This window comes from Klebsiella sp. CN_Kp088 (assembly GCF_040064335.1).
In the GTDB taxonomy this organism is placed as follows: domain Bacteria; phylum Pseudomonadota; class Gammaproteobacteria; order Enterobacterales; family Enterobacteriaceae; genus Klebsiella; species Klebsiella aerogenes.
Genome location: NZ_JBEAIQ010000016.1, coordinates 195,989 through 220,580 on the forward strand (window position 1 = coordinate 195,989; position 24,592 = coordinate 220,580).

General features: G+C 55.9%; 18 protein-coding genes and 1 pseudogene. 18 read left to right on the forward strand and 1 reads right to left on the reverse strand.

The features are described 5' to 3' along the window. The first annotated feature begins 67 nt into the window (after nt 1-67). The 11 genes from aroA (at nt 68) to ABLV08_RS07635 (ending at nt 13,005) form a co-directional block, all read left to right on the forward strand. Nucleotides 68-1,351 carry a 3-phosphoshikimate 1-carboxyvinyltransferase gene (aroA, locus tag ABLV08_RS07585; RefSeq protein WP_320895671.1) on the forward strand — a complete coding sequence of 428 codons (1,284 nt, stop codon included), beginning with the start codon at nt 68-70 and terminating at the stop codon, nt 1,349-1,351. 193 nt (nt 1,352-1,544) lie between these two features. Next, nucleotides 1,545-2,228: a (d)CMP kinase gene (gene cmk / locus ABLV08_RS07590; protein ID WP_015367471.1), complete on the forward strand. Its 684-nt coding sequence runs from the start codon at nt 1,545-1,547 to the stop codon at nt 2,226-2,228. 137 nt (nt 2,229-2,365) lie between these two features. Then, entirely contained in the window at nt 2,366-4,039 is a 1,674-nt protein-coding gene (rpsA, locus tag ABLV08_RS07595) for a 30S ribosomal protein S1 (RefSeq protein ID WP_015367470.1), read from the forward strand. Nucleotides 4,040-4,189: 150 nt separating this feature from the next. Further along, a complete protein-coding gene (gene ihfB / locus ABLV08_RS07600) occupies nt 4,190-4,477 on the forward strand; it encodes an integration host factor subunit beta (protein WP_004100704.1) in 288 nt (95 codons plus the stop codon). Between the two features lie 205 nt (nt 4,478-4,682). Beyond that, nucleotides 4,683-6,938: a ComEC family protein gene (locus ABLV08_RS07605; RefSeq protein ID WP_320895667.1), complete on the forward strand. Its 2,256-nt coding sequence runs from the start codon at nt 4,683-4,685 to the stop codon at nt 6,936-6,938. A gap of 45 nt (nt 6,939-6,983) precedes the next feature. After that, on the forward strand, nt 6,984-8,732 hold the full coding sequence (gene msbA / locus ABLV08_RS07610; protein ID WP_319840653.1) for a lipid A ABC transporter ATP-binding protein/permease MsbA: 1,749 nt from the start codon (nt 6,984-6,986) through the stop codon (nt 8,730-8,732). After that, complete coding sequence (gene lpxK, locus ABLV08_RS07615) at nt 8,729-9,709, forward strand: tetraacyldisaccharide 4'-kinase (protein ID WP_032714164.1); 981 nt, start codon at nt 8,729-8,731, stop codon at nt 9,707-9,709. Before msbA ends, lpxK begins: the two co-directional genes overlap by 4 nt. A gap of 54 nt (nt 9,710-9,763) precedes the next feature. Further along, on the forward strand, nt 9,764-10,993 hold the full coding sequence (locus ABLV08_RS07620) for a winged helix-turn-helix domain-containing protein (protein WP_348855704.1): 1,230 nt from the start codon (nt 9,764-9,766) through the stop codon (nt 10,991-10,993). 62 nt (nt 10,994-11,055) lie between these two features. Next, complete coding sequence (ycaR, locus tag ABLV08_RS07625; protein WP_015367465.1) at nt 11,056-11,238, forward strand: protein YcaR; 183 nt, start codon at nt 11,056-11,058, stop codon at nt 11,236-11,238. Then, nucleotides 11,235-11,981, forward strand: a complete 747-nt coding sequence (kdsB, locus tag ABLV08_RS07630; protein ID WP_015367464.1) for a 3-deoxy-manno-octulosonate cytidylyltransferase — start codon at nt 11,235-11,237, stop codon at nt 11,979-11,981. Before ycaR ends, kdsB begins: the two co-directional genes overlap by 4 nt. Nucleotides 11,982-12,111: 130 nt before the next feature. Continuing rightward, on the forward strand, nt 12,112-13,005 hold the full coding sequence (locus ABLV08_RS07635) for a YcbJ family phosphotransferase (protein ID WP_032706173.1): 894 nt from the start codon (nt 12,112-12,114) through the stop codon (nt 13,003-13,005). Here ABLV08_RS07635 and elyC read toward each other — a convergent pair. Beyond that, the gene (gene elyC / locus ABLV08_RS07640) at nt 12,982-13,761 is read right to left on the reverse strand and encodes an envelope biogenesis factor ElyC (RefSeq protein ID WP_015704890.1); all 780 of its coding nucleotides are present in this window, start codon (nt 13,759-13,761) and stop codon (nt 12,982-12,984) included. The two genes, ABLV08_RS07635 and elyC, sit on opposite strands and share 24 nt — an antisense overlap. Nucleotides 13,762-13,882: 121 nt before the next feature. Here elyC and cmoM point away from each other — a divergent pair. The 7 genes and pseudogenes from cmoM (at nt 13,883) to ABLV08_RS07675 (ending at nt 24,585) form a co-directional block, all read left to right on the forward strand. Beyond that, nucleotides 13,883-14,687: pseudogene (gene cmoM, locus ABLV08_RS07645) on the forward strand (tRNA uridine 5-oxyacetic acid(34) methyltransferase CmoM). Beyond that, entirely contained in the window at nt 14,684-16,006 is a 1,323-nt protein-coding gene (gene mukF, locus ABLV08_RS07650; protein WP_015367460.1) for a chromosome partition protein MukF, read from the forward strand. The pseudogene cmoM and the gene mukF overlap by 4 nt, the downstream one beginning before the upstream one ends. Further along, a complete protein-coding gene (gene mukE / locus ABLV08_RS07655; protein ID WP_015367459.1) occupies nt 15,987-16,691 on the forward strand; it encodes a chromosome partition protein MukE in 705 nt (234 codons plus the stop codon). Before mukF ends, mukE begins: the two co-directional genes overlap by 20 nt. Next, nucleotides 16,691-21,139, forward strand: coding sequence for a chromosome partition protein MukB (gene mukB, locus ABLV08_RS07660; RefSeq protein ID WP_045367465.1), 4,449 nt, complete (start codon nt 16,691-16,693; stop codon nt 21,137-21,139). Before mukE ends, mukB begins: the two co-directional genes overlap by 1 nt. Nucleotides 21,140-21,323: 184 nt before the next feature. Next, the gene (ldtD, locus tag ABLV08_RS07665; RefSeq protein ID WP_348855705.1) at nt 21,324-23,120 is read left to right on the forward strand and encodes a L,D-transpeptidase; all 1,797 of its coding nucleotides are present in this window, start codon (nt 21,324-21,326) and stop codon (nt 23,118-23,120) included. 252 nt (nt 23,121-23,372) lie between these two features. Then, nucleotides 23,373-23,924, forward strand: a complete 552-nt coding sequence (locus tag ABLV08_RS07670) for a YcbK family protein (protein WP_015367456.1) — start codon at nt 23,373-23,375, stop codon at nt 23,922-23,924. Nucleotides 23,925-23,937: 13 nt separating this feature from the next. Continuing rightward, a complete protein-coding gene (locus ABLV08_RS07675) occupies nt 23,938-24,585 on the forward strand; it encodes an MBL fold metallo-hydrolase (protein ID WP_015367455.1) in 648 nt (215 codons plus the stop codon). The last annotated feature ends 7 nt before the right edge of the window (nt 24,586-24,592 follow it).

Here is a 24,592-nt window from a genome sequence, read left to right on the forward strand (position 1 = left end):
CGCTTTATTTTCATCCCCGCGGCCGGTCTGCGGGGTTTTTATTCTGTTTTTTTGAGAGTCGAGTTTCATGGAATCCCTGACGTTACAACCCATTGCGCGCGTTGATGGCACCGTAAACCTACCCGGGTCAAAAAGTGTCTCTAACCGCGCTTTGCTGCTGGCGGCATTAGCCCACGGCACCACCGTGCTGACCAATTTGCTGGACAGCGATGATGTTCGCCACATGCTTAATGCGCTTAACGCCCTGGGAGTTCACTATACCCTGTCCGCCGATCGTACTCGCTGTGAAGTCACCGGCAACGGCGGTCCGCTTCAGGCCAGCGGCGCGCTGGAGTTGTTTCTCGGTAATGCTGGTACGGCGATGCGCCCACTGGCGGCGGCGTTGTGCCTCGGCGACAACGATATTGTGCTGACCGGGGAGCCGCGGATGAAAGAGCGACCGATAGGCCACCTGGTCGATGCTTTACGCCAGGGGGACGCGCAAATTGAGTATCTGGAGCAGGAAAACTATCCGCCTCTGCGCCTGCGCGGCGGTTTCAACGGCGGCCAGGTGGAAGTCGATGGCAGCGTCTCCAGCCAGTTCCTTACCGCTTTACTGATGACTGCGCCGCTGGCGCCGCAGGACACGACGATCGCGATTAAAGGCGACCTGGTGTCCAAACCTTACATCGACATCACGCTGCACCTGATGAAAACCTTTGGCGTTGACGTTGAAAACCACAACTACCAGCGCTTTGTCGTACGCGGCAAGCAACAGTATCAGTCGCCGGGCGACTATCTGGTGGAAGGTGATGCCTCTTCAGCCTCGTATTTCCTTGCTGCCGGCGCGATTAAAGGCGGTACGGTAAAAGTGACCGGGATTGGCCGCAATAGCGTTCAGGGCGACATTCGCTTTGCCGATGTGCTGGAAAAAATGGGCGCGACAATTACCTGGGGCGACGATTTCATCGCCTGTACCCGCGGTGAGCTGAATGCTGTCGATATGGATATGAACCATATCCCGGATGCTGCAATGACCATCGCCACTGCGGCGCTATTCGCGAAAGGCACCACGGTGCTGCGCAATATTTACAACTGGCGGGTGAAAGAGACCGACCGCCTGTTCGCGATGGCCACTGAACTGCGTAAAGTGGGCGCCGAAGTAGAAGAGGGCGAAGATTATATTCGTATTACGCCGCCTGAGACGCTGAAATTTGCTGAAATCGGTACTTACAACGATCACCGCATGGCGATGTGCTTCTCGCTGGTGGCCTTATCGGCGACACCGGTCACTATCCTTGATCCGAAATGCACGGCGAAAACGTTCCCGGATTATTTCGAGCAGTTGGCGCGAATTAGTACCCTCGCGTAAAGTCTGTTCTGTCCTTTAAGGTAAAGCTTTGTCATCTTGCGGGCTGGTATTCTGCCAGCCCGCTATAATTGCGCAATTCTTCTACATTTAATTTCTTCTATTCCGTAATTTGCACGCAATGCTCACTTTCTGGCGCATTGATGCGTATAATGCGCGGCGTTTATATTCATGCGCCTTGCTGAAGGAGAAAAAGATGACGGCAAATGTTCCGGTAATCACCATTGATGGACCTGGCGGTGCGGGTAAGGGCACGTTGTGCAAGGCAATGGCGGAAGCGCTTGGCTGGCATCTGCTGGATTCCGGGGCCATTTACCGCGTTCTTGCGCTGGCAGCCTTACATCATCACGTAGACGTCGAGTCAGAAGAGGCGCTGGTTCCGCTGGCAGCTCATCTCGATGTGCGTTTTATTTCTACTGACGGCAACCTGGAAGTGGTGCTGGAAGGCGAGGATGTCAGCGCAGAGATCCGTACCCAGGAAGTGGCCAATACCGCCTCTAAGGTCGCGGCTTTCCCACGTGTACGTGAAGCGCTGCTGCGCCGTCAACGCGCCTTCCGCGAACTGCCTGGCCTGATTGCCGACGGCCGCGATATGGGCACCGTCGTGTTCCCGGATGCGCCGGTTAAAATTTTCCTTGATGCGTCGGCGGAAGAACGTGCCCAGCGCCGCCTGCTACAGTTGCAGGAGAAGGGTTTTAGTGTTAACTTTGAACGTCTTTTGTCCGAGATAAAAGAGCGTGACGATCGCGATCGTAATCGTGCTGTGGCGCCGCTTGTCCCGGCCGCTGATGCATTAGTTCTCGATTCCACTGAACTAAGCATTGAGCAAGTAATTGAAAAAGCGCTACAATATGCGCGCGAAAAACTGGCTATCGCTTAACCGTTAACTGGCAAAGCGTCGCAGGCCTCCGAATTATAGCAGTACCCCCGCAGCAACGGAGTGTTAGCGGGTATGTTAAACAACCCCATCCGGCACGGAGCCAGGTGGACGTTAAATATGAAACCTGAAGATTAAACATGACTGAATCTTTTGCTCAACTATTTGAAGAATCCTTAAAAGAAATCGAAACCCGCCCGGGTTCCATCGTTCGTGGTGTTGTTGTTGCTATCGACAAAGATATCGTACTGGTTGACGCTGGTCTGAAATCTGAGTCCGCCATCCCGGCTGAGCAGTTCAAAAACGCCCAGGGCGAGCTGGAAATCCAGGTTGGTGACGAAGTTGACGTTGCTCTGGATGCAGTAGAAGACGGCTTCGGTGAAACCCTGCTGTCCCGTGAGAAAGCTAAACGTCACGAAGCTTGGATCACGCTGGAAAAAGCTTACGAAGACGCTGAAACTGTAGTCGGTGTTATCAACGGCAAAGTTAAAGGTGGCTTCACTGTTGAGCTGAATGGTATTCGTGCGTTCCTGCCGGGTTCCCTGGTAGACGTTCGTCCGGTGCGCGACACGCTGCACCTGGAAGGCAAAGAGCTTGAATTCAAAGTCATCAAGCTGGACCAGAAACGTAACAACGTCGTTGTTTCTCGTCGTGCCGTTATCGAATCCGAAAACAGCGCAGAGCGCGATCAGCTGCTGGAAAACCTGCAGGAAGGCATGGAAGTCAAAGGTATCGTTAAGAACCTCACTGACTACGGTGCATTCGTTGATCTGGGCGGCGTTGACGGCCTGCTGCACATCACCGATATGGCCTGGAAACGCGTTAAGCATCCGAGCGAAATCGTAAACGTTGGCGACGAAATCACTGTTAAAGTGCTGAAGTTCGACCGCGAGCGTACCCGTGTATCCCTGGGCCTGAAACAGCTGGGCGAAGATCCGTGGGTAGCTATCGCTAAGCGTTATCCGGAAGGTACCAAACTGACCGGTCGCGTGACCAACCTGACCGACTACGGCTGCTTCGTTGAAATCGAAGAAGGCGTTGAAGGCCTGGTTCACGTTTCCGAAATGGATTGGACCAACAAAAACATCCACCCGTCCAAAGTTGTTAACGTTGGCGATGTAGTGGAAGTTATGGTTCTGGATATCGACGAAGAACGTCGTCGTATCTCCCTGGGTCTGAAGCAGTGCAAATCTAACCCATGGCAGCAGTTCGCGGAAACCCACAACAAGGGCGACCGTGTTGAAGGTAAAATCAAGTCTATCACTGACTTCGGTATCTTCATCGGCCTGGACGGCGGCATCGACGGCCTGGTTCACCTGTCTGACATCTCCTGGAACGTTGCAGGCGAAGAAGCAGTTCGTGAATACAAAAAAGGCGACGAAATCGCTGCAGTTGTACTGCAGGTTGACGCAGAACGTGAGCGTATCTCCCTGGGCGTTAAACAGCTGGCGGAAGATCCGTTCAACAACTACGTTGCTCTGAACAAGAAAGGCGCTATCGTAACCGGTAAAGTAACTGCAGTTGACGCTAAAGGCGCAACCGTAGAACTGGCTGACGGCGTTGAAGGTTACCTGCGTGCTTCTGAAGCATCCCGTGACCGCGTTGAAGATGCAACTCTGGTTCTGAGCGTTGGCGACGAAGTTGAAGCTAAATTCACCGGCGTTGATCGTAAAAACCGCGCAATCAGCCTGTCTGTTCGTGCGAAAGACGAAGCTGACGAGAAAGATGCAATCGCAACTGTTAACAAACAGGAAGATGCAAACTTCTCTAACAACGCAATGGCTGAAGCTTTCAAAGCAGCTAAAGGCGAGTAATCTTAGTTATTCAGGCCACAACGGCCTGAATAATGACGAGTTTACTTGACAGATTGTAGGATTCGTCCTGTAATCAAGCACAAAGGGCGGCTACGGCCGCCCTTGTTTAAGCTGTAAGCTAACTTTGCCTTAAAGGAAACCGGAGGAAAAATGACCAAGTCAGAATTGATAGAAAGACTTGCCAGCCAGCAATCTCATATCCCGGCGAAAGCGGTGGAAGATGCTGTTAAAGAAATGCTGGAGCATATGGCCTCAACGCTTGCTCAAGGTGAGCGCATTGAAATCCGCGGTTTCGGCAGCTTCTCTCTGCACTATCGAGCACCTCGCACCGGGCGTAACCCGAAGACTGGCGATAAAGTGGAACTGGAAGGTAAATACGTTCCTCACTTTAAGCCCGGGAAAGAACTACGCGACCGCGCCAATATTTACGAAGAGTAAGTTTTTCCGCATCAGGCAAAGACTTACTTAATAAAAAAGCACCTGAGGGTGCTTTTTTTATGTCTGTTTTTCGCGTCCGCTCGCAAAACTTTTGTTACCTGATAGCAAGCGCCAACATTTCCCGGATAGCGCGACGCAACGCCATTCTTTTATGCATGATCACGGTGGCGAATTGTCTGACACTCCCCGATAACAGGGAGGTGTTATGCGATTACCACATCTGGCAGGCTGCGCCATAATCGGAATTTCGCCGCTGCTTTGGCTACCGGCGCTCCCGAATATGCTAAGCGTCTGGTGCTTGATTGGCGCTGCGCTAATCATTGCAACGCTGCGCAAACCTTGCACAACGTATGCCGCATTGACGTTGCTATTTTTCGTATGGGGAATATTACATGCCCGGCAAGCGCTGTGGCCCACTGAGCATATTCCCGGACGCAACCGACAGGCCATTATTGAGCTGGTAGGCGGTGATGGCCTGTCGAGCTGGCAAGGTAAGATAATTCGTCTTGAGGGTCGGCGTTTATATCCTGCGGTTGGGATTACCCTCTACGGCAGCGAACTGCCTGAAGCAGGCTGCGTTGGGCAGCGCTGGCTGATGACCATCCGCGCTCGTCCGGTGCATGGGCAGTTAAATGAGGGCGGCTTCGATAGTCAGCGCTACGCTCTTGCACAGCATCGCCCGCTTAGCGGACGTTTTCTAAATGCCTCATCGCTTGATTCACGTTGTAGCTTCCGGGCTCGCTATCTGGCCTCGTTAAACCGCACACTCGCTGAGTATCCATGGAAAACGGTGATGCTGGGGCTGGGAATGGGGGAGCGCCTGGCAGTTGCGGATGAGATAAAAAGATTAATGCAGGAGACGGGAACCTCCCATTTAATGGCTATCTCCGGCCTGCATATTGCGCTGGGGGCGTCGCTTGGCTGGTTGCTGGTTCGTGGAATACAGTTCTTTCTTCCGTGCCGCTGGATAGGCTGGCGGATACCGCTGCTTGTCGGATTAGGCTGCGCGCTGTTTTACGCCTGGCTTACCGGCATGCAACCCCCGGCGCTGCGTACCTGTGCGGCCTTAAGCGCAGGATGTCTGTTGAGGCTACAGGCCAGGCGTTGGTCGCCGTGGCAAATCTTTTGCTGTTGTATTGCGGCAATACTGTTGGCTGATCCGCTGGCGATGATTTCAGAAAGCCTGTGGTTATCGGTGTTTGCGGTTGCTGCGTTGATTTTCTGGTATCAGCTTGCGCCGCTTCGCCGGCTCCGCTGTCGTTCACCGTGGCGGCAACTGTTGGCGCTGGGCCACCTGCAATGCGGCCTGATGCTACTGCTGGCGCCGCTGCAGATAGGGCTTTTTCATGGGATTAGCCTGACTTCATTGATAGCAAACCTGGTTGCCGTTCCGCTGGTGACATTTCTGATAGTCCCGCTGATTTTAGCGGCGATGCTACTGCATCTAAGCGGCCCGGTGTTGCTTGAAATGGCGTTATGGCAACTCGCCGATCGTCTGCTGGCAATATTATTCTGGTTCTTACGCCATTTGCCTGCCGGATGGTTATCGCTTGACGAACGATGGTTGGCGATCAGTGTACTACCGTGGCTGGCGCTCCTGGCATGGCGTTTTCAGGCCTGGCGTCAGATGCCGTTACTCTGTATGAGCGGCGTGGCGCTACTCAGTTGGCCCTTCTGGCGCACCGCGACGCCAGGCGAGTGGAGAGTGACGATGTTGGATGTCGGACAAGGGTTAGCGATAGTCATTGAGCGTCAAGGGGCGGCAATGCTGTACGATACCGGCCCCGCCTGGCCGGGAGGCGATAGCGGCCAGCGACTCATCGTGCCCTGGTTGCGCTGGCGCGGTCTCCATCCGGAAGGGGTCATCCTGAGCCACGAACATCTTGATCATCGCGGTGGTCTGAATGCGCTCATTAAGGCGTGGCCGCATCTCGTGATTCGCAGTCCGCTTAAGCTGCGTGGACATCTACCCTGCCACAGAGGAGAAACCTGGCGCTGGCGAGGGCTTCGATTTCAGGCGCTTTGGCCGTTGCCTGCGGGTGAGCATAAAGGAAACAATGGTTCCTGTGTGGTTAGGGTCGATGACGGCAAGCGCAGCGTTTTACTTACCGGTGATATCGAAATTCCGGCCGAACAGAAAATGATGAGTCATTACTGGCAGCATCTTACGTCTACACTTATTCAGGTTCCGCACCACGGTAGTAATACATCATCCAGTCTGACATTACTGCAGCGGGTAGGAGGAGAGGCGGCCATCGCATCGGCAGCGCGGTACAATGCCTGGAAGATGCCTTCCAGTAAGGTCGTGCAGCGTTATCGCCAACAGGGGTATCTGTGGTTTGATACTCCGCACTCAGGGCAAATTACGCTTATTTTTTCTCCAGATGGTTGGCAAATCCAGAGCTTACGGGATCAACTTTTACCTCGTTGGTATCATCAGTGGTTTGGCGCAGAGGCGTAGAACGGGTAGAATATGCGGCTATTTCAACATAAGCTGGTTTATTGAATGCAGAACGATAAAGATCTCTCCACGTGGCAGACTTTCCGCCGACTTTGGCCGATGATAGCGCCGTTTAAAGCCGGGCTAATCGTAGCGGCCGTGGCGTTGGTGCTTAACGCGGCAAGTGATACCTTCATGTTATCGCTTCTTAAACCGTTATTGGATGATGGTTTTGGTAAAACGGATCGCTCAGTGCTGTTATGGATGCCGCTGGTGGTGATCGGTTTGATGGTGCTTCGCGGCATCAGTAGCTATATCTCGAGCTACTGTATCTCCTGGGTTTCCGGCAAAGTGGTAATGACGATGCGTCGCCGCCTGTTCGGTCATATGATGGGCATGCCCGTCGCCTTCTTCGACAAACAGTCCACCGGGACGTTGCTGTCGCGTATCACTTACGACTCCGAACAGGTTGCTTCATCTTCCTCCAGCGCGTTGATAACCGTAGTGCGTGAAGGGGCCTCAATTATTGGCCTGTTCGCCATGATGTTCTATTACAGCTGGCAATTGTCGCTGATTCTTATCGTGCTGGCGCCGATTGTGTCAGTCGCGATTCGGGTGGTTTCGAAGCGTTTTCGTAATATCAGTAAGAATATGCAGAACACCATGGGGCAGGTGACCACCAGTGCTGAACAGATGCTCAAAGGGCATAAAGAAGTGCTGATGTTCGGCGGCCAGGCCGTTGAAACCAAGCGTTTTGACAAGGTCAGTAATAAGATGCGCCTGCAGGGGATGAAAATGGTCTCCGCGTCCTCTATCTCCGACCCGGTCATTCAACTGATTGCCTCTCTGGCTCTGGCCTTTGTGCTTTATGCGGCGAGCTTCCCAAGCGTCATGGAAACCCTGACCGCCGGTACCATCACCGTGGTCTTTTCTTCGATGATTGCGCTAATGCGTCCGCTTAAATCCCTGACTAACGTCAACGCGCAGTTCCAGCGTGGGATGGCGGCATGTCAGACGCTGTTCTCCATTCTGGATTCCGAGCAGGAGAAAGATGAAGGCACGCGCGTGATTGAGCGCGCCAAAGGTAACCTGGAATTCCACAACGTCACCTTTAGCTATCCTGGTCGCGAAGTTGCCGCGCTGCGTAACATTAATCTGAGCATTCCGGAGGGAAAAACCGTAGCGCTGGTAGGGCGTTCCGGCTCAGGTAAATCCACCATTGCCAGCCTGATTACCCGTTTTTATGATGTTGACGAGGGGCAAATTCTGCTGGATGGCCACGATCTGCGCGAGTACAAACTGAGCTCGTTGCGTGACCAGGTGGCGCTGGTTTCGCAGAACGTGCACCTGTTCAATGACACCGTCGCCAATAACATCGCCTATGCGCGTACCGAAGAGTACACCCGCGAGCAAATTGAAGAAGCGGCGCGTATGGCCTATGCGATGGACTTTATCAACAAGATGGATAATGGCCTGGACACGATTATCGGCGAGAATGGCGTCATGCTCTCCGGCGGTCAACGTCAGCGTATCGCTATTGCGCGCGCGCTGCTGCGCAACAGCCCTATCCTGATCCTCGATGAAGCCACCTCGGCACTGGATACCGAGTCGGAACGTGCGATTCAGGCGGCACTGGATGAACTGCAGAAAAACCGTACATCACTGGTTATCGCCCACCGTCTGTCGACAATCGAGCAGGCTGACGAAATCGTGGTTGTGGAAGATGGGCGTATCGTTGAGCGCGGTGGCCATCTGGAGCTGCTGGAGCATAAAGGCGTTTACGCGCAGCTACATAAGATGCAATTCGGTCAATGATAGCGCGCATCTGGTCCGGCGAATCGCCGCTATGGCGGCTATTGCTGCCGCTCTCCTGGCTGTATGGCCTGGTGAGCGCTTTCATTCGCCTCAGCTATAAGCTGGGGTGGAAAAAAGCCTGGCGCGCGCCGGTGCCGGTTGTCGTAGTCGGTAATTTGACCGCCGGCGGCAACGGTAAAACGCCGGTGGTAGTGTGGTTGGTGGAGCAACTACAGCAGCGAGGCATTCGCGTCGGCGTGGTGTCTCGCGGTTACGGCGGCAAAGCCGACAGCTATCCGTTGGTTCTGGATGACGCGACCAGTACGGCGCAGGCGGGCGATGAACCGGTGTTGATTCATCAGCGTACCGGCGCGCCGGTAGCGGTTTCTCCGCTACGCAGCGACGCGGTAAAAGCGTTATTGGCCGCCCACGATTTGCAAATTATTGTTACCGATGACGGTCTGCAGCACTATAAGCTGGCGCGGGATGTAGAAATTGTCGTGATTGACGGTGTACGCCGCTTTGGCAACGGCTGGTGGCTGCCGGCCGGGCCGATGCGCGAGCGCGCATCCCGTTTGCAAAGTGTCGATGCCGTTATCGTCAACGGCGGGGTCGCCCGCCCGGGTGAAATTCCGATGCAGTTGCGTCCCGGCATGGCGGTGAACCTGCTTACCGGCGAGCGTCGCGATGTTGCGACCCTCGATAACGTAGTAGCGATGGCCGGTATTGGCCATCCGCCGCGCTTTTTCGCGACGCTAGAAAACTGCGGCGTGCGGCCGGTGAAAACCGTGGCGCTGGCGGATCATCAGGCGCTGAGTCAAAGCGCAGTCGCCGCATTGGTAACCCCGTCGCAGACGTTGTTGATGACCGAGAAAGACGCGGTAAAATGCCGTGAATTCGCCGCCGCTAACTGGTGGTATCTGCCGGTTGACGCCATAATGACCGATGATCGCGCACAGCGGTTGCTCGCGGACTTAGTGACGCTGGCGCAACGTTAACCTGCGTGCTGGCTTTGCTCGCCGCTGTGCTTGAATCCCCTACGGAGAACCTGCATGTCGGTATTGCAACTATCGCTAAAAGAGGCTCGCCATCTTCATCTTGCGGCGCAGGGGTTACTGAAAAAGCCCCGACGTCGCGCTCGCCAGACTGACATCCTTTCCACCATCCAGCAGATGTCGCTGCTGCAAATCGATACGATCAACGTGGTCGCCCGTAGCCCTTATCTGGTGCTGTTTAGCCGCCTTGGTAGCTATCCGCAGCACTGGCTGGATGATTCCTTGCGTAGCGGCGAACTGATGGAATACTGGGCGCATGAAGCCTGTTTTTTGCCACGCAGCGATTTCGCCCTCGTGCGCCACCGGATGTTGAATCCCGACAAGATGGGCTGGAAATACCATAAAGAGTGGATGCTCGAGCATGCCGCGAGCATAGAAGAGTTGCTGGAGCATATTGCGCAAAATGGCCCGGTTCGCTCGGCGGATTTTTCCCATCCACGTAAAGGCGCCAGCGGCTGGTGGGAGTGGAAACCACATAAACGTCATCTGGAAGGGTTGTTCACCGCCGGCAAACTGATGGTCGTTGAGCGGCGTAACTTTCATCGCGTCTATGATTTAACCCATCGGGCGATGCCGCACTGGGATGACGAGCGCGACGCGCTCTCCCGCCAGGAGGCCGAGTCTATTATGCTACGTAACAGCGCGCGCAGCCTGGGCGTTTTTCGTCCACAGTGGCTGGCCGATTATTATCGTCTACGCCAGCCTGCATTACCGGCGCTGCTGAAGGGCTGGCAGGATGAGGGGCTGGTGGTGCCGGTGATGGTTGAGGAACTGGGTGAGATGTGGCTGCACCGCGATCTGCAAGCTGTGCTGGAATCGGCATCCGGCGGTAAGTTAACCGCCAGCCACAGCGCCGTGCTCTCGCCGTTTGATCCGGTAGTCTGGGACCGTAAACGCGCCGAGCAGTTATTCAACTTCAGCTATCGGCTGGAATGTTATACCCCAGCGCCGAAACGGCAATACGGCTACTTTGTACTACCGTTGCTGCATCAGGGCAAACTGGTTGGCAGGATGGACAGCAAGTTGCACCGTAAGGGCGGCGTGCTGGAGATCTTTTCGCTGTGGCTGGAAGAGGGGGTTAAAGTGACTGCCAGGCTGGAGAGCGGACTCCAGCGAGCAATTAATGATTTTGCGCGCTGGCAAGGGGCAGAAGAGGTTGTGCTGCGCCAGTTACCCGCGGCGCTATTTGCTAACCAGCGGCAAGGTTGGGGTGTTGATGCCGCGTGATACGCGGGCTACCATCCTGTGATATGCTGCTGCCAAATCTATTCGGTCCATCAGGAGGAATCATGGATCACCGTTTACTCGAAATTATCGCCTGCCCGGTTTGTAACGGTAAGCTGTACTACAGCCAGGATAAGCAAGAGCTTATCTGCAAAGCCGACAGCTTGGCCTTCCCGCTGCGCGACGGGATCCCGGTACTACTTGAAAACGAAGCGCGCTCGCTCGCGGTAGAAGAGAGCCAGCCATGAGTTTTGTCGTCATTATTCCCGCGCGATTTGCCTCCACGCGCCTGCCGGGGAAACCTCTGCAGGATATCAACGGTAAGCCGATGATCGTCCATGTACTGGAACGCGCCCGCGAATCCGGCGCGGATCGCATTATCGTCGCCACCGATCATGAAGATGTCGCGCGTGCGGTTGAAGCCGCGGGCGGCGAGGTTTGCATGACCCGCGCCGATCATCAGTCCGGCACCGAACGTCTGGCGGAAGTCGTTGAAAAATGTGCTTTCAGCGATGACACTATCATCGTCAATATTCAGGGTGATGAACCGATGATCCCGTCGGCGATCGTGCGCCAGGTGGCGGAAAACCTTGCGGCCAGCACCAGCGGGATGGCAACGCTGGCGGTGCCTATCCACGATGCCGAAGAAGCATTTAACCCGAATGCGGTCAAAGTGGTCATGGATGCCGACGGCTATGCGCTCTATTTTTCTCGAGCGACTATTCCCTGGGATCGCGATCGTTTTGCAAAATCGCGCGAAGAAATTGGTGATTCCCTGCTGCGCCATATTGGTATTTACGCTTATCGCGCCGGTTTTATTCGCCGCTACGTCAGCTGGGCGCCAAGCCCACTGGAGCAAATTGAGATGCTCGAACAGCTGCGCGTACTATGGTACGGCGAAAAAATCCACGTCGCGGTGGCGGAAGTGGTTCCTGGCACCGGCGTTGATACGCCGGAAGATCTGGAGCGCGTCCGCGCCGAGCTGCGTTAATCCTTGCCGTCCCCTTCGGCTGAAGGGGACATATTTCTGCCTCTAATTAGCCCATTTTTGATCTTATCCGCTGACAAGTCGCCCCCAGACGCTCATTATGAAAACAGTAGTCTTCATGAGGGTATCTATGATGGAACAGTTGCGAGCCGAACTGAGCCACCTGCTTGGCGAGAAGCTAAGCCGCGTGGAGTGCGTTAGCGAGAAACCCTCGTCAGCGCTATGGTCGCTGTATGATGCGCAGGGAAACCCAATGCCGCTGTTGGCGAAAAGCTTTACCACGCCCGGCGTGGCGCGCCAGCTGGCGTGGAAAATTTCGCTGCTTGCCCGTAGCGGCACCGTTCGTATGCCGGTGGTATACGGCGTCATGACGCATGAAGAACATCCGGGACCTGACGTATTGCTCATTGAACGGTTACGCGGCGTTTCAGTGGAAGCGCCAGCGCGCACGCCCGAGCGTTGGGAGCAGCTGCAGGATCAGATTGTCGAGGGGTTACTGGCGTGGCATCGGCATGATAGCGGCGGCTGTGTGGGGATGGTCGATAGCACTCAGGAAAACCTCTGGCCGCACTGGTATCGCCAGCGGGTAGAAATGCTGTGGAGCACGCTCAACCTCTATCATGACACCGGGCTAACGATGCAGGATAAGCGCATTTTATTCCGCAGTCGTGAGAGCCTGCCGCAGTTGTTTAGCGATTTCAACGATAACTGCGTACTGGTCCATGGCTGCTTTACGCTACGAAGTATGCTCAAAGACGCGCGCAGCGATCAGCTGTTGGCGATGGTCGGTCCGGGGATGATGCTGTGGGCGCCGCGGGAGTACGAACTGTTCCGCCTCGCCGACGGCGGATTAGGGGAGCAGTTACTATGGCGCTACCTGCAGCGGGCGCCGGTAGCGGAGTCTTTCGTCTGGCGGCGTTGGCTATATCAGTTATGGGATGAAGTCGAAAATCTGGTGAATACCGGGCGCTTCGATCGCGCCCGTTTCTCGCTTGCCGCGAAATCAATCCTGCCCTGGATCGCCTGACGCTCCCTTCAGCCACTGCCAGCTTCGTCCCAGGGTCTCGTAAATCGCGCGTTCGCTGTGCATCAGCCAATACGGTGACGGCAGCGCGCGTTCCCAGGGGTTAAGCGCCGATTCCACCGCCAACTGGTTGGCTGGCGCCGGTAATGGATTCAGTCCGGCATGGCGGAAAAATATCATCGCTCGCGGCAGATGCGAGGCGGATGTCACCAGCAGGAATGGCGCGCCGCCGATGGCTTTTTTTACTTCAGCCGCCTCCTGTTCGGTATCTTTTGGTCGGTCAAGGACGATAATCGCGCTGCGCGGTACGCCGAGGCTTTCGGCGACGCGCGCCCCCGCCTCGGCGGTACTAACCGGGTTGGTTTTGGCCGCCGCGCCGGTAAAGATCATTTTCGCGCCTGGGTTTTCCCGCCACAGCCGGATCCCCTCAGCCAGCCGCGGCAGGCTGTTGTTGATCAGATTGGAGCTCGGCGCCCACTGCGGATTCCAGGTATAGCCGCCGCCCAGCACCACGACATACTCAACGGATTGGCCGCCACGCCAGGTCGGGTAGCTTTTTTCGATAGGTTTTAACAACCCGTCGGCCACCGGCTGCAGGCTTAACAGCGTCAGCAACAGCCAGCTCAGGGTGACCAGCGCTTTGCCGGTTTTTTGAAAACGGCTGCGCCATAGCAGAATGATGCCGATCGCCATCAGCAATAACAGCAGAGGAAGCGGCAGCATCATGCCGCCCAATACCTTTTTCAGTGTGAAAAGCATCCCGAATGGTTCCTTTTTTAACCATATAACCAAAGTTATATACGGATCTTATAACAGATCGCTTCATTATCGCCGTGGGTATGACAAAATAGCGGTTTTGTGTTGGCTTGTGGAGTCGTCCGTGCAGGATCGCAATTTTGATGACATCGCTGAAAAGTTTTCGCGCAATATTTATGGCACCACCAAAGGCCAACTGCGCCAGGCGATCCTTTGGCAGGATCTGGAACCGCTGCTCGCGCAGATGGGGCCAGGGCCGTTGCGGGTACTTGATGCCGGCGGCGGCGAAGGGCAAACGGCGATCCGCGTCGCGGAATTAGGCCATCACGTGACGCTATGCGATCTTTCCGCCGAAATGGTGGCTCGTGCTCAGCAGGCCGCCTGCGATAAAGGTGTGATCGACAACATGCATTTTGTACAATGCGCGGCGCAGGATATTGCTCAGCATTTGGAAAGCCCCGTCGATCTGATACTGTTTCATGCGGTGCTTGAGTGGGTCGCGGAACCGCAGGAAATGTTGCGCACGCTGTGGTCGGTATTGCGCGCGGGCGGCGCGCTGTCGTTAATGTTCTACAATGCTAACGGCCTGCTGATGCACAATATGGTTGCGGGAAACTTCGACTACGTGCAAATCGGCATGCCGAAAAAGAAAAAACGCACGCTGTCGCCGGATTATCCGCGCGATCCGCAGCAGGTATACGGCTGGCTGGAAGCTCTCGGTTGGCAGATAACCGGTAAAACCGGCGTGCGGGTGTTTCATGATTATCTGCGTGAGAAACGTAAACAGCATGACAGCTTTACTGCGCTGCTGGAGCTGGAAACGCGCTACTGTCGCCAGGAGCCGTATATCAGCCTGGGCCGCTATATTCATGTCACTGCGCTTAAGAAAGATCCAGGCGCACAGCCGCAGATGCAAGGATAAACTATGAGTGAATTTTCCCAGACAGTCCCCGAACTGGTTGCCTGGGCCAGGAAAAATGATTTTTCCATCTCGCTGCCGGTCGACAGACTCTCTTTTCTGCTGGCTGTCGCCACGCTGAACGGCGAGCGGCTGGAAGGGGAAATGACCGAGGGAGAACTGGTGGACGCGTTCCGCCACGTCAGTGATGCGTTTGAGCAGACCAGCGAAACCATCAGCCAGCGCGCCAATAACGCCATCAACGATATGGTGCGCCAGCGTCTGCTGAACCGCTTTACCAGCGAAATAACGGAAGGGAATGCGATCTACCGCCTGACGCCGTTAGGTATTGGCATTACCGACTACTATATTCGCCAGCGTGAATTCTCCACCCTGCGTTTGTCGATGCAGCTGTCGATTGTGGCCGGCGAACTGAAGCGGGCTGCGGATTCCGCGGATGAGGGCGGCGATGAATTCCACTGGCATCGCAACGTCTTTGCGCCGCTGAAATATTCGGTGGCGGAAATCTTCGATAGTATCGATCTGACTCAACGCATCATGGATGAGCAGCAACAGCAGGTGAAAGACGATATCGCTCAGTTGCTGAACAAAGACTGGCGCGCGGCGATTTCCAGCTGCGAACTGTTGCTGTCCGAAACCTCCGGTACTCTGCGCGAATTGCAAGATACTCTGGATGCGGCGGGCGATAAGCTGCAGGCCAACCTGCTGCGTATCCAGGACGCCACCATCGCGCGCGACGATCTGCATTTTGTCGACCGTCTGGTGTTCGACCTGCAAAGCAAGCTCGACCGTATTGTCAGCTGGGGTCAACAGGCTATCGACCTGTGGATCGGTTACGATCGTCACGTACATAAATTTATCCGTACCGCCATCGATATGGATAAAAACCGCGTGTTCGCCCAGCGTTTGCGTCAGTCGGTACAGACCTACTTCGACGCTCCGTGGGCGCTGACCTATGCCAGCGCCGACCGTTTGCTGGATATGCGCGATGAAGAGATGGCGCTGCGCGATGAAGAAGTCACCGGCGAGCTGCCGGCAGACCTTGAATTCGAAGAGTTCAACGAAATTCGCGAGCAGCTGGCCGCGCTGATTGAAGCGCAGCTGGCGGTCTACAAAGAGAAGGGTATGCCGCTGGATCTCGGCCTGGTGGCGCGAGAGTTTCTGGCGCAGTATCCGCGCGCGCGTCACTTTGACGTCGCGCGAATCGTTGTTGACCAGGCGGTACAGCTGGGCGTCGCCCAGGCAGATTTCACCGGACTGCCGGCAAAATGGCAGCCGATTAATGATTACGGAGCCAAGGTACAGGCGCATGTCATTGACAAATATTGAACAAGTGATGCCAGCTAAGCTGGCGCAGGCGTTGGCCAATCCGTTATTTCCGGCGCTGGACAGCGCCCTGCGTGCGGGCCGCCACATTGGCCTGGATGAGCTGGATAATCACGCATTTTTGATGGATTTTCAGGATTACCTGGAAGAGTTTTACGCGCGCTACAACGTTGAGCTGATTCGCGCGCCGGAGGGGTTCTTCTACCTGCGTCCGCGCTCCACGACGTTGATCCCGCGCTCGGTATTATCAGAGCTGGATATGATGGTCGGCAAAATTCTGTGCTACCTCTACCTCAGCCCCGAACGTCTGGCTAATGAAGGCATCTTCACTCAGCAAGAGCTCTACGATGAGCTGCTGACGCTGGCGGACGAAAGCAAATTGCTGAAGCTGGTCAACAACCGTTCCACCGGTTCCGACCTCGACCGCCAGAAGCTGCAGGAAAAAATGCGCGCGTCCCTCAACCGCCTGCGCCGCCTCGGCATGGTGTGGTTTATGGGCCACGACAGCAGTAAATTCCGCATCACCGAATCGGTATTCCGCTTTGGCGCTGACGTGCGCGTTGGCGACGATCCGCGCGAAGCGCAGCTGCGCATGATCCGCGACGGCGAAGCGATGGCGCTGGAGAATCACCTGCAGCTCAATGATGAGAATGAAGAGAATCAGCCGGATAGCGGGGAGGAAGAATAATGATTGAACGCGGTAAGTTTCGCTCGCTGACGCTGGTTAACTGGAACGGTTTTTTTGCCCGGACCTTCGATCTTGATGAGCTGGTAACCACCCTTTCCGGGGGTAACGGTGCCGGTAAATCCACGACCATGGCGGCCTTCGTCACGGCGCTGATCCCGGATTTAACCCTGCTGCACTTCCGTAACACCACCGAAGCGGGCGCTACCAGCGGTTCGCGCGATAAAGGCCTGCACGGTAAACTGCGCGCCGGCGTCTGTTACTCGGTGCTTGACGTGATCAACTCGCGCCACCAGCGCGTGGTGGTTGGCGTGCGTCTGCAGCAGGTTGCCGGGCGCGACCGTAAAGTCGATATTAAGCCATTTGCCATCCAGGGATTGCCAACCTCGATCCAGCCGACCCAACTGTTGACCGAAACCCTTAACGAGCGCCAGGCGCGCGTCGTGAGCCTCAACGAGCTGAAAGAGAAGCTCGACGCGATGGAAGGGGTGCAGTTCAAACAGTTTAACTCGATTACCGAATATCACTCGCTGATGTTTGATTTGGGCGTGGTAGCGCGTCGTCTGCGTTCAGCATCCGATCGTAGCAAATACTACCGCCTGATTGAGGCCTCGCTGTACGGCGGGATCTCCAGCACCATTACCCGCTCCCTGCGCGATTACCTGCTGCCGGAAAACAGCGGCGTACGTAAGGCATTCCAGGATATGGAAGCGGCGCTGCGTGAAAACCGTATGACGCTGGAAGCGATTCGCGTTACCCAGTCCGATCGCGATCTGTTTAAGCACCTTATCAGTGAAGCCACCAACTACGTGGCGGCGGACTACATGCGTCACGCCAACGAGCGGCGCATCCATCTGGATAAAGCGCTGGAGTACCGTCGCGAGCTCTTTACCTCGCGTTCGCAGCTGGCGGCAGAGCAGTACAAACATGTCGATATGGCACGCGAGCTGCAGGAGCACAACGGCGCAGAGGGCGATCTGGAAGCCGACTACCAGGCCGCCAGCGATCACCTGAACCTGGTACAAACCGCGCTGCGTCAGCAGGAAAAAATCGAGCGCTACGAGGCGGATCTCGACGAACTGCAGATCCGTCTGGAAGAGCAAAATGAAGTGGTGGCGGAAGCCGCCGACCAGCAGGAAGAGAACGAAGCCCGCGCCGAGGCCGCCGAACTGGAAGTGGATGAGCTGAAAAGCCAGCTCGCCGATTACCAGCAGGCGCTCGACGTGCAGCAGACTCGCGCCATTCAGTACAATCAGGCGCTACAGGCGCTGGAACGCGCGCGCGCGCTGTGTCACCTGCCGGATTTAACCGCCGACAGCGCCGACGAATGGCTGGAAACGTTCCAGGCGAAAGAGCTGGAAGCGACGGAAAAAATGCTGTCGCTGGAACAGAAAATGAGCGTGGCGCAAACCGCGCACAGCCAGTTTGAACAAGCATATCAGCTGGTTGCGGCGATCAACGGGCCGCTGGCGCGTAATGAAGCCTGGGATGTGGCGCGTGAATTACTACGCGACGGCGTCAACCAGCGTCATCTGGCGGAGCAGGCGCATGGGCTGCGTAGCCGTCTCAACGAGCTGGAACAGCGTCTGCGTGAACAACAAGACGCCGAGCGCCAGCTGGCCGAATTCTGTAAGCGCCAGGGCAAACGCTACGATATTGACGATTTGGAAACGCTGCATCAGGAGCTGGAAGCGCGCATTGCCTCATTGGCCGACAGCGTCTCTAACGCTCAGGAACAGCGCATGGCTCTGCGTCAGGAGCTTGAGCAGCTGCAGTCTCGTACCCAGACGCTGATGCGCCGGGCGCCGATTTGGCTGGCGGCGCAAAACAGCCTCAACCAACTGTGCGAGCAGTGCGGCGAGCAGTTTGAATCAAGCCAGGACGTCACCGAATACCTGCAGCAGCTGCTGGAGCGCGAGCGCGAAGCCATTGTTGAGCGCGATGAAGTCGGCGCCCGCAAGCGCGCCATTGACGAAGAAATTGAGCGTCTTAGCCAACCGGGCGGCTCTGAAGACCCGCGTCTGAACGCGCTAGCGGAGCGCTTTGGCGGCGTGCTGTTGTCGGAAATCTATGACGACGTTAGCCTCGACGATGCGCCGTACTTCTCCGCGCTGTATGGCCCATCGCGCCATGCGATCGTGGTTCCGGATCTGTCACAGGTGGCGGAGCAGCTCGAAGGGCTGGAAGATTGCCCGGAAGACCTGTATCTGATCGAAGGCGATCCGCAGTCCTTCGATGACAGCGTATTCAGCGTCGATGAGCTGGAAAAAGCGGTGGTGGTGAAGATTGCCGACCGCCAGTGGCGCTATTCGCGCTTCCCGACGCTGCCGCTGTTTGGCCGCGCCGCCCGTGAAAACCGCATCGAAACGCTGCACGCCGAGCGTGAAAGTCTCTCCGAGCGTTTTGCTACGCTGTCGTTTGACGTGCAGAAAACGCAGCGCCTGCATCAGGCCTTCAGCCGCTTCATCGGTAGCCATCTGGCGGTTGCCTTCGATGACGATCCGGAAGAAGAGATCCGTAAACTCAATAGCCGCCGCGGCGAACTCGAGCGTGCGCTGAATGCGCATGAAAGTGATAACCAGCAGAACCGCGTCCAGTACGAGCAGGCGAAAGAGGGCGTGTCGGCGCTTAACCGCCTGCTGCCGCGTCTGAATCTGCTGGCCGATGAGACGCTGGCCGATCGCGTAGATGAAATCCAGGAGCGTCTGGACGAAGCGCAGGAAGCGGCGCGCTTTATCCAGCAGCATGGCAATCAGCTGGCGAAACTGGAACCGATCGTCTCGGTACTGCAGAGCGACCCGGAACAGTTCGAACAGCTGAAAGAAGACTATGCCTACTCACAGCAAATGCAGCGCGATGCGCGCCAGCAGGCTTTCGCGTTGGCGGAAGTCGTGCAGCGCCGCGCCCACTTCAGCTACTCTGACTCGGCGGAGATGCTCAGCGGCAACAGCGATCTCAACGAAAAGCTGCGCCAGCGCCTGCAACAAGCAGAATCCGAACGTAGCCGCGCTCGCGAAGCGATGCGTAGCCACGTTGCGCAGTTGAACCAGTACAACCAGGTGCTGGCATCGCTGAAAAGCTCGTATGACACCAAGAAAGAGCTGCTCAACGATCTGTATAAAGAATTGCAGGATATCGGCGTACGTGCCGATGCCGGCGCGGAAGAGCGTGCGCGTGCGCGTCGTGATGAGCTGCATATGCAGCTGAGCAACAACCGCTCCCGCCGTAATCAGCTGGAGAAAGCGTTGACCTTCTGCGAAGCGGAGATGGACAACCTGACCCGCAAACTGCGCAAGCTGGAGCGCGATTACTGCGAAATGCGCGAGCAGGTGGTGAGCGCTAAAGCGGGATGGTGCGCGGTGATGCGTCTGGTGAAAGACAACGGCGTGGAACGTCGTCTGCACCGCCGCGAGCTGGCCTATCTCTCCGCCGACGAACTGCGTTCGATGTCGGATAAGGCGCTGGGCGCGCTGCGTCTGGCGGTCGCCGATAACGAACACCTGCGAGACGTCCTGCGTATTTCGGAAGATCCGAAACGTCCGGAGCGCAAAATTCAGTTCTTCGTTGCGGTTTATCAGCATCTGCGCGAGCGAATCCGCCAGGATATTATTCGCACTGACGATCCGGTAGAAGCGATCGAGCAGATGGAAATCGAGCTCAGCCGTCTGACCGAAGAGCTGACCAACCGCGAACAGAAGCTGGCAATTAGCTCCCGCAGCGTGGCGAATATCATTCGCAAGACCATCCAGCGTGAACAGAACCGTATTCGCATGCTCAACCAGGGGCTGCAGAGCGTATCGTTCGGCCAGGTCAACAGCGTGCGTCTGAACGTCAACGTGCGCGAGACCCACTCGACGCTGCTGGATGTCCTGTCTGAACAGCATGAGCAACATCAGGATCTGTTTAACAGCAATCGCCTGACCTTCTCGGAAGCGCTGGCCAAACTGTATCAGCGCCTGAATCCGCAGATTGACATGGGGCAACGTACGCCGCAAACCATCGGTGAGGAACTGCTCGACTACCGCAACTATCTGGAGATGGAAGTGGAAGTTAACCGTGGTTCAGACGGCTGGCTGCGTGCGGAGTCCGGCGCGCTGTCGACCGGTGAAGCGATCGGCACCGGGATGTCGATTCTGGTGATGGTGGTGCAGAGCTGGGAAGATGAATCCCGTCGCCTGCGCGGCAAGGATATCTCGCCTTGCCGTCTGCTGTTCCTCGATGAAGCTGCGCGTCTGGATGCTCGCTCTATCGCCACGCTGTTCGAACTGTGCGAACGTCTGGAGATGCAGCTGATTATCGCGGCTCCGGAAAATATCAGCCCGGAAAAAGGCACCACCTATAAACTGGTGCGTAAAGTGTTCAATAATCACGAACATGTACACGTTGTCGGGCTGCGCGGTTTTGCCGCGCCGGTACCGGAAGCGCTGCCTGGAACCGCTGACGCCTCCTGAAAGGGCGTCGATTAATAGGAAAAAGGGTGACAATTTGTCGCCCTTTTTGTTTTTCTGTACAGTATTCTTACAACATGTGATCTTTAAACTTCTTTACATTTGGCAAGGCAAAAGCGTTTTCGCCTTTATATACTGAGAGAAAGCCCCATTTGGCGGGCGGCAATGTGTCAACAGGGGGCAAGGGATGTTGCTAAAAAAACGGTATGGTCGTCAATTGTCAGTGCTCAGCTTGAGCCTGGCTTTTGCATTTGCTCCGCTGTTCAATGTCCAGGCCGCAGAGCCTGAAGTCATACCCACAGATAGCTCTGCGACGGTGGGCGATCTTTCTTCGGCATTAGTACAAAACGACGGTCAATCCGCTGCGGTCGCGCAAATGGCCGGCGAGCAGCCGCTGGCGGCGGATGCGGTGGCGAAAAGCCGCACTGAAATCGAGGCCTTACTGCCGTCGGGTTATCATCCGGTTTATATCAACCCGCTGGTTGCGCTATACGCTGCCCGCGACATGAAACCCATGTGGGAGAACCGCGAAGCGGTACAGGCCTTCCAGCAGCAGCTGGCAGAGGTCGCTATCGCCGGTTTCCAGCCGCAGTTCACCACCTGGGTGAGCCTGCTGACGGATCCGTCCGTCAGCGGCATGGCTCGCGATGTCGTGCTTTCCGACGCCATGATGGGATATCTGCATTTTATTAGCGGTATTCCGATGCAGGGGAACCGTTGGCTGTATGGCTCAACGCCGTACAAAATGGCGACGCCGCCGCTGTCGGTGATTAACCAGTGGCAGCTGGCGCTGGATAACGGTTCGCTACCGCAGTTTATTGCCGGACTGGCGCCACAACATTCACAATATGAAGCAATGCATCAGGCGCTGCTGACGCTGGTGGCGGATAACCGTCCGTGGCCACAACTGACCAGCAACGCCTCGCTTCGTCCGGGAGAGTGGAGTAACGATATCGGCGCGCTGCGTGAAATCCTGCAGCGTACCGGCATGCTGGATGATTCGGCGAAAATCGCCTTACCGGGCGATGTGGTTAGCCCATCGGCGAAACCGAAATCGAAAGCAAAATCTGCCGCGCGCGGCGTTTACGACCGCCAACTGGTAGAAGGCGTTAAGCGCTTTCAAGCCTGGCAGGGGCTGGGCGCTGATGGCGTCATCGGCCAGTCCACCCGCGACTGGCTGAACGTCTCTTCGGCGCAGCGTGCCGGGGTGCTGGCGCTGAATATCCAGCGTCTGCGTTTGCTACCGAGCAAATTGTCCACCGGCATCATGGTCAATATTCCAGCGTTCTCGCTGGTCTACTATCAGGACGGCAGTCAGGTGCTGGCATCGAGGGTCATTGTCGGTCGTCCGGATCGTAAAACGCCGATGATGAGCAGCGCGTTGAACAACGTGGTGGTCAACCCGCCGTGGAACGTGCCGCCGACGCTGGCGCGCAAAGATATTCTGCCGAAGGTGCGTAACAATCCGGGCTATCTGGAGCAGCATGGCTATACGTTGATGCGCGGCTGGAACAGCAAAGAAGCTATCGATCCGTATGGTGTCGATTGGTCTACCATCACCGAGAAGAATCTACCGTTCCGTTTCCAGCAGGCGCCGGGCGCACGCAACTCGCTGGGGCGGTATAAGTTCAATATGCCAAGCTCGGATGCTATTTATCTCCACGATACGCCGAACCACAATCTGTTCCAGAAAGATGTTCGCGCGTTGAGCTCGGGCTGCGTTCGCGTCAATAAAGCCTCTGAACTGGCGAATATGCTATTGCAGGATGCGGGCTGGAATGATTCACGTATTTCCGACGCGCTGAAGCAGGGGGATACGCGCTACGTCAATATTCGGCAAAATATTCCGGTTAATTTATATTATTTAACCGCCTTTGTTGGCGCTGATGGACGTACACAATATCGAACAGATATTTACAATTACGATCTCACCGCGCGATCCAGCGCACAAATTCTGCCAAAAGCGGAACAATTAATCAGGTAAATGAAGTAGTTCTGCGAAAAATGTTGTCCTAGCACTGAACGAAATCGGGCCCTGGTCGTCTACAAGGCCCGTATTTCCTGGGGTGAGGCTGCCTTGACGTTGGCAATAATGCCCGGTAAGGTGCCTTTCGTGCGCCAGAAGTGCATATACATATAATCCGCAAAAATGTGTTGCGGCGGTCAATACGACCCAGCCAAGGACATTTTAGCGGAAAAGTATATTACGATTCATTTACCTGTAGACCTGATTATCATGGACAAATTTGACGCTAATCGCCGCAGATTGCTGGCGTTGGGTGGCGCTGCCCTCGGTGCTGCCGCCATTCTCCCTGCGCCGGCATTTGCCACCCTCTCGACCCCCCGACCGCGTATTTTGACGCTGAATAACCTGCACACCGGTGAATCACTCAAGGCGGAGTTTTTCGATGGTAGAGGCTATATTCAGGATGAATTAGCAAGACTTAACCACTTTTTCCGTGATTTCCGCGCGAACAAAATTAAGTCTATTGACCCAGGATTGTTCGATCAGCTTTATCGCCTGCAGGGACTACTCGGCACCAACAAGCCTGTCCAGCTCATCTCCGGTTATCGCTCCGTCGATACCAACGATGAACTTCGCGCACGAAGCCGTGGTGTAGCGAAACACAGCTATCACACCAAAGGCCAGGCGATGGATTTCCACATTGAAGGCGTTGCCTTAAGCAATATTCGCAAAGCGGCGTTATCTATGCGCTCAGGTGGTGTAGGATACTACCCACGTAGCAACTTTGTGCATATTGATACCGGTCCGGTACGGCACTGGTAACGAAAGGAGCATCATGAACTATCGTATTATTCCGGTCACGGCGTTCGCCCAGAACTGTTCTTTAATCTGGTGTGAACAAACCCGGCTTGCCGCGCTGGTCGATCCTGGCGGCGATGCCGAGCGCATCAAGGAAGAAGTGGCGGCGGCAGGCGTCAGCCTGATGCAGATCCTGTTGACGCATGGTCACCTGGATCACGTCGGCGCCGCAGCCGAGCTGGCGCAACATTACGGTGTGCCAATTATTGGACCGGAAAAAGAAGATGAGTTCTGGCTGGAAGGATTGCCGGCGCAAAGCCGTATGTTCGGGCTGGATGAGTGTCAGCCGTTGCAGCCGGACCGCTGGCTAAATGAAGGCGATGTGGTGACCGTCGGCAATATCGCTTTGCAGGTATTGCACTGTCCAGGTCATACGCCGGGGCACGTGGTTTTCTTTGACGATGCCTCTCGTCTGCTGATTTCCGGCGATGTGATTTTCAAAGGCGGAGTAGGGCGCAGCGACTTCCCGCGCGGCGACCATGGCCAGCTGATTGATGCGATTAAACGTAAGCTGTTGCCATTGGGCGACGACGTGACGTTTATCCCCGGTCATGGCCCCTTGTCGACGCTGGGATATGAGCGACTTCACAATCCGTTCCTGCAGGATGAAATGCCGGTCTGGTAATGCCTGA